The organism is Gymnodinialimonas sp. (genome assembly GCF_059726805.1).
Genome location: NZ_AP041059.1, coordinates 638,772 through 653,138, shown reverse-complemented (window position 1 = coordinate 653,138; position 14,367 = coordinate 638,772). Strand labels below are relative to the sequence as shown.

The window sequence follows — 14,367 nt, the reverse complement described above, 5'->3', positions numbered from 1 at the left end:
TAGTTCAATGAGGTCCCATGCGGTTTTTCTACCTTAGCGCTTTGTTCTGGTTCCTGATCGATCAGGGGTCGAAATACGGCGTGCTCTATGGCCTCAACCTGATCGAGCGGATCCATCTGGAGGTCTTCCGGCCGTTCCTCGTGTTCCACCTGGGCTGGAACACCGGGATCAACTTTGGCCTTCTGGCCGGGGGGCCAGAGGTCACGCGCTATGGCCTCATCGTGCTGGCGCTGTTGATCTGCGGCTGGATCTTCTATTGGGCCAGGACCGGGCTGACGCGGCCCCTGGCGCTGCTGAGCGCGGGCGCGGTAGTGGGCGGCGCGTTGGGGAATGCGCTGGACCGCGTGATCCACGGGGCGGTGATCGACTTTCTCAACATGTCGTGCTGTGGGTTCCAGAATCCTTACACCTTCAATATTGCCGATATCGGGGTTGTCGTGGGCGCCGTGGGGCTGATCGTTTTTGCGGAAGCCGAGAAGAAAGCGACCTGAAGATATACCCCGTGACGGGCGTTTGAAGATGCGCTAGACCAAGGGCGCAAGGAGAATTCGATGGCGATGCGCGCAACACTTCTGGTGATGATCACGACCCTTGGGCTGACGGCATGCTCGCAAGGGACGCCGACGCTGATGAACCTGCGCAACACGGAATCCGGGCCCGATGAATTCGCCATCGTGCCCACGAACGAGCTGGAATTGCCCGCAGATCGCACCACCCTGCCGACGCCCACGCGTGGCGGCACCAACCGTGCCGACCCCAACCCCGAAGCCGACGCCATCGCGGCCCTGGGGGGCGACATCACCCGCGCCAACCGCAGCGCGGGCGGACTGGTCAACCACGCCTCCCGCTTCGGCGTCGCGCCCGACATCCGCGGCACCCTGGCGGCGGAGGACCTGGAGTTCCGCGGCAACAACCAGGGCCGTCTGCTCGAGCGTGTGTTCGGCACCACCGTCTATTTCCGCGCCTACCGCGAGCAGTCGCTTGATCGCTACGCCGAGTTGGAGCGTCTGCGCCGGTCCGGCGTGCAAACGCCGTCCGCCCCGCCCCCAGGGCTCTGACAGCGCGCCGCCAACACCCAACGCGCCACAGGCTTTTTTGGCGCGACGGGGGAGGGCGGGTGGGCCGTTGCGCCAAAAAAGCCTTTTGCCAAACGCGCATCCATAACGTCTGCGTCAGAACTGTTGATGCGGCGATGAATCCCCATACATTCCTCCCCAACGATCAACCGTCCCGGAGATGCCATTTATGATCCGCCCCCACCTGGCAGGCGCCAGCCTCGCCCTCGGTCTGGCCGCCCTGCCCTTTGCAGCCAGCGCCGCCGGTGAAGTCACCGAGTTCACGCTTGATAACGGCATGCAGGTCGTCGTGATCGAAGATCACCGCAGTGCCGCCGTTACCCATATGGTCTGGTACCGCGCCGGGTCCGCCGATGAGATGCCCGGCCAATCCGGCATCGCACATTTCCTGGAACACCTGATGTTCAAGGCCACGGATGATCTGGAAAGCGGCGAGTTCTCGCGCGTAGTGGAAGCCAACGGCGGCTCGGACAACGCGTTCACCTCCTGGGATTACACCGCCTACCACCAGCGTGTCGCCGCCGACCGCCTGGGCCTGATGATGGAGATGGAGGCCGAGCGGATGCGCGATCTGGTCCTCAACCCCGCCGAGGTCGAGACCGAACGCCAGGTGATCCTGGAAGAGCGTGCCCAACGCACGGACACTTCGCCGGGGGGCCTTTTCAACGAACAACTCGCCGCCGCGATCCACCTTAACCACCCCTACGGTCGCCCGATCATCGGCTGGCGCCACGAGATGGAAGAATTGAGCCTGGAAGATGCCCGCGACTGGTACGAGACGCACTACCATCCCAACAACGCCATCCTTGTTGTGGCCGGTGACGCCACGCCCGAAGAAGTCCGCGCCCTGGCCGAGGAACACTACGGGCCGATCCCCGCGCATCCCGATATCGCCGCCACGGAATCGCGCGAGCGCCCGTCCGAGCCGCCCCATATCGCCGAACGCCGGGTGATCCTTGAGGATGCCCGCGTCGCCAACCCCTATGTCTCGATCAACTACCTCGCGCCCGAGCGGAACGCGGGCGACCAGGAAGAGGCCGCCGCCCTGACGCTGCTGGCCGAGGTCCTTGCAGGCTCCGGTTTCACCTCCGTGCTGCCGCGCGAGTTGCAGCTGGAAGACGAACGCTCCCTCTTTGTGGGTGCCTATTATGGCGGCACCAGCCTGGATACGACGACTTTCACCCTGATCAACCTGCCCCTGCCCGGCACGCCGCTGGAACAGGCCGAGGCCGATCTTCTGGCCGAAATCGATGAGTTCCTGGAAGAGGGCATCGACCCGGCGCAGCTGGAGCGGATCCGCTTCCAGATCCTCGCCGCCCAGATCTATGACGAGGATGACGTTGAAGGCCTGGCCCGCGTTTATGGCGCTGCCCTGACCTCGGGCCTGACCGTGGCCGACGTGCAGGCCTGGCCCGACGTGCTGGCCGCCGTGACGACCGACGATATCATGGAGGCCGCCCGCGCGATCTTCAGCCAGGGGGCCACGACAACCGGCTACCTGATGCGCCCCACTCCCGAAGAAACCGCAGAGGTGTCCCAATGATCGCCCGTTTCCTCACACCCCTCGTGGCGGCCCTCGCTTTTGCCGTGCCTGTTCACGCCAACATCATCGATATCGAGCCCGTCACCTCCGACGGCGGGATCGAGGCTTGGCTGGTCGAAGACACCTCCATTCCGTTTGTGGCCATGGACTTCTGGTTTGACGGCGGCGGCTCCATCGATGCGCCGGGCGCACGCGGTGCGGTGCATCTGATGACGGCGCTGCTGGAGGAAGGCTCCGGCGATCTGGACGCCACCTCTTTCGCCGAGCGGCTGGAGGGGCTGGCCGCGTCCTTCAGCTTCGACGTCTACCGCGATGAGCTGGTGATTTCCGTCCAGATGCTGACCCAGAACCGCGACGAGGTGCTGGCGCTTCTGCGCGATGTCCTGATGGAACCCCGCTTTGACGAAGATGCGGTGGAACGCGTGCGCGGCCAGGTTCTTTCGATCCTGGAGGGCGACGCCAACGACCCCGACACCATCGCAGGCGCCGAGTTCAACGCGCTCACCTTCGGCGACCATCCCTATGCCAGCCGCCTGGAAGGCACGCTGGAAAGCGTCGCGGCGCTCACCCGCGAAGACCTCTTTGCCGCCCACCGAAGCGCCATCGTGCGCGACCGCGTCTCCGTCGGCGTGGCGGGCGACATGACCGCGGAAGACCTCGGCCCGATCCTCGACGCGCTTCTGGGTGATCTGCCCGAGGCGGACGTGCCCCTGCCGGGCCTGGCAGAGGTCGCGGACACCGGCGGGATCACGGTGATCGATTTCGCCACGCCGCAATCCTCCGTCTATTTCGGCCACCGGGGCGTGGCCCGTGACGATCCGGATTTCTTCCCGATCTTCGTGGCCAACCAGATCCTCGGCGCGGGCGGCTATCGCTCTCGCCTGATGGCAGAAGTCCGCGAGGCCCGCGGATTGACCTATGGCATCAGCACCTGGGTCAGCCTCAGCAAATCGGCCCCGATGATCCAGGGCGGCTTCTCATCGTCCAACGATCTGGTGGCCGAGGCGATTGCCGTGGTGCAGGCCCAGTGGGCCGACCTGGCCGAGAACGGCGTGACGGTGGAAGAACTGCAGGCCGCGCAGCGCTACATGACCGGATCCTACCCGCTGCGCTTTGACGGCAACGGCACCATCGCGGGCATCTTGGCCGCGATGCAGGCCGACAACATGCCCATCGACTACATCGCCACCCGCAACGACAACGTGCTGGCGGTAACGGTGGAAGACATCGCGCGCGTCGCGGCTGAGGTGATCTCGACCGACGCCTTGCGCTTCGTGGTCGTGGGCCAGCCCGAGGGGCTTGAGCCGTCGAACTGAACACCGGGGCGGCGGGATAAGTCCCGCCGCCCGTCGCCGCCTCGCGCCCGCCAGAATCGGTTCCCTCTCGGACCCCAGCCATGCTACAAGTAGCGTCATGGCCGTCGCAGACCCCAACATAAGCGCCCAGATGCGCCCGGTGATCCGGCAACTCGACGAGGCGGCGATCAACCGCATCGCGGCGGGTGAGGTCGTGGAACGCCCCGCCTCTGCCGTGAAAGAGCTGGTGGAAAACGCCATCGACGCGGACGCGCGGCGTATCGTTATCGAGATTGCGCACGGCGGCAAAACCCTGATCCGCGTCACCGATGACGGCTGCGGCATGGCGGCAGAAGACCTGCCCCTGGCCCTGTCGCGCCACGCGACCTCCAAGATCGACGGCACGGACCTTTTGAACATCCATTCCTTCGGGTTCCGGGGCGAGGCTTTGCCCTCGCTCGGCTCTGTCGGGCGCTTGACGATCACCTCGCGGGCCTCCGGTGCGGGCCACATGATCCGCGTGGTGGGCGGCGCGCAGGAGGCCGTAAAGCCCGCCGCCCTGAACCGGGGCACGGTGGTCGAACTGCGCGATCTGTTCTTCGCCACGCCCGCACGCCTGAAGTTTCTGCGCACCGACCGGGCCGAGATGCAGGCGATCACGGACGTGGTAAAACGCCTGGCGATGGCAGAGCCGTCCGTGGGCTTCACGTTGAAGGACGTGACAGACGGCGAGCGCGTGACCTTCCGCGTCGATCCCGAAAGCGGCGATCTGTTCGACGCGCTGCGCGGTCGGCTCACGTCGATCATGGGGCGGGAGTTCACCGACAACGCGCTGGCCATCGATGCGGAGCGCGAGGGGCTGCGCCTCACGGGCTACGCCGCCCTGCCCACCTATTCGCGCGGCTCCGCCGTGGCGCAGTTCCTGTTCGTCAATGGCCGTCCGGTGCGGGATAAACTGCTGATCGGCGCGCTGCGGGCCGCCTATATGGATGTGCTCAGCCGCGATAGGCATCCGGCGGCGGTTCTTTTCATCAGCTGTCCGTCCGAGAGGGTGGACGTGAACGTACACCCCGCGAAGTCCGAGGTGCGGTTCCGGGAACCGGGCGTCGCGCGGTCCCTGATCGTCACCGGCCTGCGCCACGCCTTGGCCGAGGCGGGGCACCGGGCGTCATCCACCGTTGCTGACGCGACTTTGGGGGCGATGCGCGCCCCTCCTCAGGGGCCTCTGGGCGAGGCCCCTTCCTCGCAGCCGCCCCGTGTGTACCAGATGGACCGCCTTGGGCAGCCGCGCGGGTTCTCCTCCGGATTTGCCGAGCACACGCCGACGTGGGATGCGCCGTCGGCGCGAGTCGATGAGGCGGTGATCGACAGCGATGGCCCCCTGGGTGCGGCGCGCGCGCAGGTCCATGAGAATTACATTATCGCCCAGACGCCGGGCGGCATCGTGCTGGTCGACCAGCACGCGGCCCATGAGCGGCTGGTCTATGAGCGTCTCAAGACCCAGATGGCCGAGACCGGCGTCGCCCGGCAAGCCCTGTTGATCCCCGAGATCATCACCCTCGGCGCAGATGCGGAGCGGCTCTTGGACCACGCGGCGGAACTCGAACGCTTCGGCCTTATGATCGAGCCCTTCGGCCCCGGGACCATCGCCGTGCGCGAAACCCCGGCGATCCTGGGCGAAATCAACGCGGAAGCGCTATTGCGCGATGTGCTCGATGAATTGGCCGATCTGGGCGACAGCCAGACCTTGCAGGCGCGGGTGGAGGCGGTGCTCAGCCGCGTGGCCTGCCACGGCTCCATCCGCTCAGGCCGCCAGATGCGCGCCGATGAGATGAACGCGCTCTTGCGCGAGATGGAGGCGACACCCCTTTCCGGGCAGTGCAACCACGGGCGGCCCACCTATGTGGAGCTGAAACTGGCCGATATCGAGCGGCTCTTCGGGCGCACGTGATCCAGGTGGGCGATTTCGTGGTGGATCTTGGCGATCCCCTGACCCTGGCCGTCTTGGGCGGCGCGGCTCTGTTGGTTCTGCTGCTTCTCCTGATCCTCTCGGCGCTCCGAGCCGCCAAGCGCTCGGCGCAAGCGGTAGAGCCCTTGGCGCACCACATGGCCGCTCTCGGCCAGACAGTGCAGGCACTGGGGCAGGGGCAAGAGCGCTTGGCGGGCGGCTTGGCGTCGGTCTCGGACCATCAGGCCCGCGCCCAGGCGAGTATGCAGGAGGCGATGGAGCGGCGGTTGGAAGAGGTGCAAAAGGGCATGTCCGAGACGCTCCACGGAACCTCCACCCGCACCGCGCGCAGCCTGGGGGAGTTGCAGCAGAAGCTGGACCAGATCGACCGCGCCCAGGCGAAGATCGAGAAGCTATCAGGCGATGTCTTGGGCCTGCAGGATATCCTGTCAAACAAGCAGCGTCGCGGGATGTTCGGGGAAATCCAGCTCAACGACATCGTTTCGGGGGCATTGCCGCCCGACGCCTATGCGTTCCAGTCCACGCTGTCGAACGGCAAGCGCGCGGACGTCTTGATACGCCTGCCGAACCCACCCGGCCCCATCGTGATCGACGCGAAATTCCCGTTGGAGGCCTATGAAGCGCTGATGCGCGCCCCCGATGCCGAGGCTCAGGCCCGAGCCTTGCGCGACCTCGGCGCGGCAGTGCGGGTGCACATTAAAGCCATCGCCGAGAAGTATATCATTGAAGGCGAAACCGCCGACGGCGCGCTCATGTTCCTGCCCTCCGAGGCCGTCTACGCCGAGTTGCACGCCCGCCTGCCCGACGTGGTGCGCGCGGGCTTTGACGCGCGGGTCTGGATCGTCTCGCCCACCACCTGCATGGCCACGCTGAACACCATGCGCGCGGTGATGAAGGACGCGCGGATGCGGGAGCAGGCCGGAGAGATCCGCAAGGCCTTGCGTCAGTTGCACCGGGATGTGGAGCTGGTGGGCGAGCGCGCGGGCAAGTTGGAGGCGCATTTGCGGCAGGCGGGGGAGGATGTGGCGGGGATATTGACCGCGTCAGCCCGCGCCGGAAAACGGGCGGAGCGGCTGGATAACTTCGATTTCGAGGACATCGCCCCCGACGGGGCGGAGGTCGTGCCGCTGCCCCGCTAACCCCAAGCGCCCAGAGCCTTCGAAGGCTCTGTTGACGATTTTCGAAAATCGTCAGCGCGCGAAAGTTTCCGACAGGATCGCCTCCAGTGCGGCCACGTCATCGCCAGTAAAGGCGTCGGGCTGGTCACTGTCGATGTCGAGGACGGCGATGATGTCGCCCTTGGCATCGCGCACGGGCAGGACGATCTCGGACCGGGTCGAGGACGCGCAGGCGATATGGCCCGGGAAGGCGTCCACGTCAGCGACCAACTGCGCCTGCCCCGTGCGCGCGGCGGCCCCGCAAACGCCGCGGGAGAATGGGATTTGCAGGCAGCCGTGCCCGCCTTGGTAGGGGCCGATTTTCAGCAGTTCAGGCGCAGTCACGCGGTAGAAACCGGTCCAGTCAAAGCGGTCGTCGGCGTGGTGGATCTCACACGCGAGGGTCGCCATCAGGGCGACGGTATCCGTCTCGCCTTCGGTAAGGGACGCGATGGTTTTGGCGAGCATTGTGTAGTCGGCCATGGGGGGGTGCCTATGGGTATTGGTGGACATGAGGGGCCAGCCCCTCCTGTGCCTTTATCGAAGATAAGGGTCACATGCCCGGGATATTTGAAGAACGGGGGAATCGGGAAGACGGGGCCTCATGGGCGCTCGATCGCGATAGCTGTGCCTTCGCCGCCGCCGATGCAGATCGCGGCGATGCCGCGCTTGAGGTTGCGGGCCTCCAGCGCATGCAGAAGCGTGACGATGATCCGGGCACCGGACGCGCCGATGGGGTGGCCGAGCGCGCAGGCGCCACCGTTCACGTTCATCTTTTCGCGGGGGATGTTCATCTCGTGCATGAAGGCCATGGGGACGACGGCGAAGGCCTCGTTGACCTCCCAAAGGTCGACGTCGTCCGTTGTCCAGCCGAGTTTCGCGAGGAGTTTCTGGGTCGCGGGCACGGGCGCCGTGGGGAAGAGCGCAGGTGCATGGGCGTGGGAGGCATGGCCGAGGATGCGGGCGCGGGGGGTGAGGCCTTGCGCCTCGGCAACGGACGCGCGCGCGAGGGTCAGGGCAGCGGCCCCGTCGGAGATGGAGGAGGAGTTGGCCGCCGTCACCGTGCCGCCCTCGCGAAAGGCGGGTTTGAGTTGCGGGATCTTGTCGGGGCGGGCGTTGCCGGGTTGTTCATCGGTGGAGACTTCCGTGGCCCCCTTGCGGGTCTTCACCGTCACCGGCGCGACCTCTCCGTCGAAAGCGCCGGAGTTGATCGCCGACAGCGCATTCTCCAGCGAGCCCAAGGCGTAGGCGTCCTGCGCCTCGCGGGTGAACTGGAACGCCTCGGCGCAATCTTCGGCGAAAGTGCCCATGAGCCTGCCCTTATCGTAGGCGTCCTCCAACCCGTCGAGGAACATGTGGTCGAGCGTTTTCTGGTGGCCGATCCGCGCGCCGCCGCGCATCGCGGGCATCAGGTAGGGGGCGTTGGTCATCGACTCCATGCCGCCTGCCACGATCACATCGGCCTGGCCCAACGCCAGCGCATCATAGGCCATCATCGCGGCTTTCATCCCCGATCCACACATCTTGTTGAGCGTCGTAGCGGGCACGCTTTCGCCCAGGCCCGCGTGGAAGCCCGCCTGCCGCGCCGGGGCCTGGCCCTGGCCTGCGGGCAGCACGCAGCCCATCAACAACTCGTCTACCTGTGCGTTGCCGATGGCGGCCTTGATTGCCGCACCGCCCATTTCTGCCGCCGTGAGGGGCGAAAGCGCCCCCTGGAAACCGCCCATAGGCGTGCGCGCGGCGCCGGTAATAACGATTTGTTCCATCGATCCTCCAATTGGCGGCTTTGTGAAAACGAAATGGTAATCTTTGCTCGCTACGGTCCTAACAAATCCAGAGCACGAGGAACATCCGATGAATCTGACCTACACCCAACATGACACCGTTGGTGTCGTTCACATCGCTGATACCCGCCTCGACGCGAGCATTGCGATCCAGTTCAAGGAAACGTTCCGGTCGCTGACCGCCGATGGTGGGGATGTGATCCTGGACCTCACCGATGTGGAATTCCTCGACTCCAGTGGCCTCGGCGCCATTGTGGCCGTCTATAAGGCCCTGGGCACCGGGCGTCATATGGCGCTGGCAGGCCTGCAACCGCCGGTCGAAAAGGTCATGACCCTGACCCGGATGAACGCCGTCTTCGCGATTTTCCCAACGCTGGAGGCCGGACTTGCCGCCGCAGGCCCCACAGCGGCAGAGTAACATGAGCTCGGCGGCATGCGCTGGCAGCGCAGAGAATGATCCAATGGCGCGACGGGAGGATCGGACAATGTCACTGAGTAAGGCGTCCCCGGATGAGGGGTCCCCGAAGAAGGCGTCACCACCCCAGACGTCAGAGGCCGAGACGTCAGAGACCGGGACGTCACCAGCCGTAACGCCCGACATCTTCCACCGCTTCACCTCGGGCACCGTGCAGGTCCGCGAGGCCCTCGATCAGACCCGCGCGGCGACCCAAGCCGCTCAGATCGACACGGCCACCTGCGACACTTCCCAGATCATTCTGGGAGAGGTGCTCAACAATGTGGTCGAACACGCCTACCGCTTTGAAGAAGGTCACCCGATCGAACTGTCGATCTGGCTGACGGACGCAGGCCTTTGGTGCAAGATCCACGACCAAGGCGCACCGATGCCCAATGGCGTCCCGCCGGCGGGCGTCAGCGCCGCCATCGATGCCACAGACCGGGACGCCTTGCCCGAGGGCGGATTTGGTTGGGCCATGGTGCGGGAGTTGACCCAAGAGCTGCAGTATTTCCGCGTGGACGGCTGCAACGCGCTCTTGTTTCTCATTCCCACGCAGCCTTCCTGAACGGCGCGGCGGGTCTGGCCTTCCCGCGCACGCATGGGCTGCCGCCATGCTGTCCAACCATTTCCCGATCCCACAGGGCGCAAAACCCGCGTTCAGCCGCAGTGATTCGCACCTCAAAAGGCCGTCTACAGCACCGCGCCGCAAAACCTTCCCCACGGGAACACCCCTCAAAGCCCCTGTAAAACAAGCCCCATTCGCGCGGTCCCCCGCTCAAAACCGCCGCGCCACACAAGTGCCCCATTTTCTCCCAACCGCCGCCGCGATGCGCCGTCATACCCCTCCTCGTAGCTGCAGAGGCTTCCCTCGACACCGCGTATCAAAGCCCCCACCCAGTGCGCGATGTCGAGGTTCTCTGCGGCCACAAACCCTCCCTCCCCCAAACCACAACGCCTCTTGTCCCCAGCGCCAAGCGGATTAGGGTCCAGCCACGCAAGCGACGGAGGGACAACATGCGCGATTTTCACCGACCCGGGCGGTCAACCGTCTATGCCGACCAGGGTATGTGCGCCACGTCTCACCCGCTGGCCGCGCAGACCGCAGTCTCGATCCTGCAACAGGGCGGCAACGCGGTGGACGCCGCCATCGGCGCCGCGATCCTTCTGGGCCTGTGTGAGCCGCAAAGCACCGGCATCGGCGGCGACATGTTCGCGCTTGTCGCACAACCAGGTGGCGAGATTCTGGGCCTCAACGCCTCGGGCCGCGCCCCGGCGGGGCTGGACGCTGACGCGATCCGCGCCCAGCACGACACCATGCCGCTCTATGATATCAGCGCGGTGACCGTGCCCGGCGCGATTGACGGCTTATGCCGCTTGCACGATGACCACGGGCAGCTCCCCCTCGACGCTGTCCTGGCCCCGTCGATCCATTATGCAGAGGCGGGCATCCCAATCGCGCCGCGCGTGGCATTGGACTACCTCGCATCCGCTGATGTCCTGCAAGGCGCGGGGCGGCGGCATTACCTCCACGACGACCAGCCGCTTGAGATCGGGGCGCGTTTCAAGGCCCCCGGCCAGGCCGAGGTTCTGCGCCGCGTCGCCGCTGAGGGGCGCGCCGGGTTCTATGAAGGCGAGGTGCGCGACGATATGCTGGCCTCCCTCCAGGCGCTCGGCGGCACCCACACGGAAGAGGATTTCGCCCAGACCCGCTGCGACTACGTCACGCCCCTCCGTTCCACTTACCGCGACGCCGAACTGATCGAGCTGCCGCCCAACGGCCAGGGCGCGGCCGCCATGTTGATCCTCAACATGCTGGAGAAGATGCGCCCGCAGAAAGACCCCTTCGGCGCCCTGCGGATCCATCTGGAGGCCGAGGCCACGAAGCTCGGCTATGATGCCCGCGATCGTTTCATTGCCGATCCCGATCACGTCACGCGGCTGGACCACCTTCTGTCCAAAGACACCGCCGCACGCCTTGCGGGGCTGATCGATGCGCATCAGGCGATGCCCGATCCCCGCGCCGCCTCGGACAACATCCACAAGGACACCGTCTATATCACCGTCGTCGACAAGGACCGGCGCGCGGTCAGTCTGATCTACTCGATCTTCCATTCCTTCGGCTCGGGCTTTGCCTCCGAGAAGTATGGCGTGCTATTCCAGAACCGGGGCGGCGGTTTCACGCTGGAGAAGGGCCACGCGAATGAGGCCGGGCCGGGCAAACGCCCGATGCACACGATCATTCCCGCCATGTTGAAACTGGCCGACGGGTCCCTGATGCCTTTCGGCGTCATGGGCGGCGCGTATCAGGCAACGGGCCATGCGCGCTTTGTGTCGAACGTTGTGGATTACGGCATGGACCCCCAGGCCGCCATCGACGCGCCGCGGTCCTTTGTCGAGGCGGGTGAGCTGAAGATCGAGCGGGGTTACGGCGCCGACGCCCGAATGGCCCTGACCGAGATGGGCCATACCCTGACCACGCCCGCCGCCCCCATCGGCGGCGCACAGGCCATTCGCATTCGCCCCGACGGGGTGCTGGAAGGCGGCTCGGACCCCCGCAAGGACGGCATCGCGCTCGGCTACTAGGCCGTAGGGCGGGGTTTGACCCCGCCGTCGCCGGCTGAACGCGCGCTGTCGCACATAACCCCGCGCTCAAGTAGCCCGCCGGGCGGTAGCGCGTTAAAAAATATCCCCTACTGGCGCGGACCGAACAGCCGGTTCAGCACGTTGTTCACAGCGTTTCCGATATCGCCCCCCTGCCCCTGACCCTGCAGATCCCCGATGGGGATCCGCGTGCCCTGCGGCGTGATCGGCCCCCGAATGACGCCATCGGCGTCGGTGGTCAGCACCTGCCCGGTGTTGGGGTTGATCGGCAAGGGCTGTCCGTCGGTGCCGATGAAGAAGTCCTGCTCGGCCGGGGGGCGGGCCTCGGCAATCGGGTCGATCATCGGTAGCGGGCGCGGCGGTAGATCGCGGTGGATCTCTTCCATCGCTTGCCGGAAGATCTCGGACGGCAGGCCGCCGCCGGTGACGCCCGAAAGCGGCCGGTTGTCATCGTAGCCCATCCAGACGCCCGCGACGTAATCCGCGGTGAAACCCACGAACCACGCATCGCGGGCCGAGTTCGTGGTGCCGGTCTTGCCCGCGACGGGCCGGTCCGGCAGTGCCGCGCGCTGGCCAGAGCCTGCGGCGACCACCTGGCTCATCATGTAGGTCAGCTGCCGGGCCGAGGATTCCGTGATCACCCGCTCACGGATGCCGGTTTCCTGCTGGAACATCGGCTCGCTTTCCCCCAGCAGGCGCAACTCCGTCATGCCGTAGGGCCGCACCGCAGAGCCGCCGTTCAGGATGCCTGCATAGGCGCCCGTCATCTCGATCAACGTCGATTCGGACGCGCCCAAGGCCAGCGCCGGGCCCGCCGCGAGATCCGATTCGATTCCGAAATCACCCGCGACTTGCCGCACGAGGTCCCGGCCCACTTCCTCGGACAGGCGCACGGCGGCGGTGTTGAGCGAGGATTGCAGCGCCTCCGTCAGTGTCACCATGCCGTAGAATTGGTTGGTGTAATTCGTCGGGCTGTAGGCGCCAGAGCCGGGCACGTTGATGGTCAACTCCGCGTCCAGGATCATGTCGTCAAAACGCCAGCCCAGATCCAGCGCCGTGGCGTAGACGAAGGGCTTGAACGCGCTTCCCGGTTGCCTCAACGCCTGCACCGCGCGGTTGAACAACCCGCCGCCCGCCAGATCGCGCCCGCCGACCATCGCGCGCACGGCGCCGTCGGCGCTCATCACCACAATCGCGGCTTCCGCCTCGGACCCTTCGCGGACCTGGTTGGCAAAAACGTTGCGGATCGATGCCTCAGCCGCGGCCTGGATCTCGGGGTCAAAGGTGGTGCGGATGATCACGTCTTCCGTCGTGTCGCCGGTCAGGAAATCGGGGCCCACCTGCATGATCCAATCGGCGAAATACCCACCGGTGTCCTGGTTGGCGGCCTCCGACAAGGTCGCGGGGTTTGCGCGCGCACGGTCGGCGGCGGCCTCGCTCAGGTAGCCGTCACGCTCCATCAGGTTCAGCACCACATTGGCGCGTTCCTGGCTGCGTTGCAGGTTGCGCGTCGGCGCAAACCGCGAGGGCGCGGCCAGAAGGCCCGCCAGCATCGCCGCCTGCTGCGGGTTCACATCCGCCGAGGAGATGCCGAAATAGCGCTGCGACGCGGCCTCAAACCCGCGCGCTCCGGCCCCCAGGAAGGCGCGGTTCATGTAGATGGACAGGATATCGGCCTTGGAATAGCGCAGCTCCATCGCGAAGCTGAACGGCACTTCCTGGATCTTCCGCCACAGGGTCGTGCGGCGGCAGTCGGCCTCATAGGCGGCCTCGGACTCGTATTCCTCGGGATCAAACCCGCGTCCCAGGCACAGCAGTTTCGCCACCTGTTGCGTGATCGTCGACCCGCCGTGGCCCGACAGCGGCCCACGCCCTTCAGACAGGTTGATGCGAATGGCCGAGGCGATGCCGCGTGGCGAGATGCCCAGATGCCGCCAGAATCGGCGATCTTCCGTGGCGACCACGGCGTTGACCAGATGCAGCGAGGTATTCGTTGGATCAATCGCACCGCCAAACTGCTCTCCGCGCCAGGCAAAGACCTCTCCATGGCGGTCCAGCATCGTGACCGAGCCGCGCTGGCGCGCGTCCAGCAGATCCGTCACTTCCGGCAATTGCGCATAATAATAGCCCGTGGCCAGCGCCAGGATCAGCGAGACGACCACGGCACTGCGCCAGATCACGCTCCAGATCAGACCCCCGATAAAACGGATGATGCGCGCGAAGAACCCCAGGATGCCGCCGCGCTGCGGCCGCTTGCGCCGCGCGGTCTTGCGCTTGGGCGGCTTGCGCCCGCCGCCCCCACCACCAGACCCGCCGCTGCGCGTGCGTTTGGGTTGCGGCGTTGCACGTCGCTCGGCCACCAGACGCCGCCTGCCATTGCCAGAAGGGCTCATATCACTCTCGCCTCGCCTCGGGGGTCCGATTGTGGCTTCACGCCGGGACCTACCTCATTTGGGAACTGTCATACCGAAATTCGAGTCGAAAG

12 protein-coding genes are annotated in these 14,367 nt (G+C 66.0%); 9 read left to right on the top strand and 3 right to left on the bottom strand.

Annotation, left to right across the window (positions count from 1 at the left end; translation table 11 throughout):
* The first annotated feature begins 17 nt into the window (after positions 1–17).
* From lspA to AC6I9R_RS03245, 6 genes are all read left to right on the top strand, one after another.
* Complete coding sequence (lspA, locus tag AC6I9R_RS03270; protein WP_461429142.1) at positions 18–491, top strand: signal peptidase II; 474 nt, start codon at positions 18–20, stop codon at positions 489–491.
* A 60-nt stretch (positions 492–551) separates the two neighbouring features.
* Positions 552–1,058 (top strand): DUF3035 domain-containing protein, encoded by a 507-nt coding sequence (locus tag AC6I9R_RS03265; RefSeq protein ID WP_461429141.1) that lies wholly within the window; start codon positions 552–554, stop codon positions 1,056–1,058.
* Positions 1,059–1,245: 187 nt separating this feature from the next.
* Positions 1,246–2,619: a M16 family metallopeptidase gene (locus tag AC6I9R_RS03260; protein ID WP_461429140.1), complete on the top strand. Its 1,374-nt coding sequence runs from the start codon at positions 1,246–1,248 to the stop codon at positions 2,617–2,619.
* The gene (locus AC6I9R_RS03255) at positions 2,616–3,935 is read left to right on the top strand and encodes a M16 family metallopeptidase (RefSeq protein ID WP_461429139.1); all 1,320 of its coding nucleotides are present in this window, start codon (positions 2,616–2,618) and stop codon (positions 3,933–3,935) included. The genes AC6I9R_RS03260 and AC6I9R_RS03255 overlap by 4 nt, the downstream gene beginning before the upstream one ends.
* A 97-nt stretch (positions 3,936–4,032) precedes the next feature.
* Positions 4,033–5,865: a DNA mismatch repair endonuclease MutL gene (gene mutL, locus AC6I9R_RS03250; protein ID WP_461429138.1), complete on the top strand. Its 1,833-nt coding sequence runs from the start codon at positions 4,033–4,035 to the stop codon at positions 5,863–5,865.
* Entirely contained in the window at positions 5,862–7,022 is a 1,161-nt protein-coding gene (locus AC6I9R_RS03245; RefSeq protein WP_461429137.1) for a DNA recombination protein RmuC, read from the top strand. The genes mutL and AC6I9R_RS03245 overlap by 4 nt, the downstream gene beginning before the upstream one ends.
* A 51-nt stretch (positions 7,023–7,073) precedes the next feature.
* Here AC6I9R_RS03245 and AC6I9R_RS03240 read toward each other — a convergent pair whose 3' ends face one another.
* Positions 7,074–7,523 carry a GAF domain-containing protein gene (locus AC6I9R_RS03240; RefSeq protein WP_461429136.1) on the bottom strand — a complete coding sequence of 150 codons (450 nt, stop codon included), beginning with the start codon at positions 7,521–7,523 and terminating at the stop codon, positions 7,074–7,076.
* A gap of 119 nt (positions 7,524–7,642) precedes the next feature.
* Positions 7,643–8,806, bottom strand: a complete 1,164-nt coding sequence (locus tag AC6I9R_RS03235; RefSeq protein ID WP_461429135.1) for a thiolase family protein — start codon at positions 8,804–8,806, stop codon at positions 7,643–7,645.
* 88 nt (positions 8,807–8,894) lie between these two features.
* On the opposite strand from AC6I9R_RS03235, the gene AC6I9R_RS03230 reads away from it, so the two are divergent.
* The 3 genes from AC6I9R_RS03230 (at position 8,895) to AC6I9R_RS03220 (ending at position 11,864) form a co-directional block, all read left to right on the top strand.
* Complete coding sequence (locus tag AC6I9R_RS03230) at positions 8,895–9,242, top strand: STAS domain-containing protein (protein ID WP_461429134.1); 348 nt, start codon at positions 8,895–8,897, stop codon at positions 9,240–9,242.
* Between the two features lie 67 nt (positions 9,243–9,309).
* On the top strand, positions 9,310–9,846 hold the full coding sequence (locus AC6I9R_RS03225) for an ATP-binding protein (RefSeq protein WP_461429133.1): 537 nt from the start codon (positions 9,310–9,312) through the stop codon (positions 9,844–9,846).
* 449 nt (positions 9,847–10,295) lie between these two features.
* Positions 10,296–11,864, top strand: a complete 1,569-nt coding sequence (locus tag AC6I9R_RS03220; protein WP_461429132.1) for a gamma-glutamyltransferase family protein — start codon at positions 10,296–10,298, stop codon at positions 11,862–11,864.
* 107 nt (positions 11,865–11,971) lie between these two features.
* Here the strand turns inward: AC6I9R_RS03220 and AC6I9R_RS03215 are convergent, their stop codons facing one another.
* Positions 11,972–14,275, bottom strand: a complete 2,304-nt coding sequence (locus AC6I9R_RS03215) for a transglycosylase domain-containing protein (protein WP_461429131.1) — start codon at positions 14,273–14,275, stop codon at positions 11,972–11,974.
* Positions 14,276–14,367 lie beyond the last annotated feature (92 nt).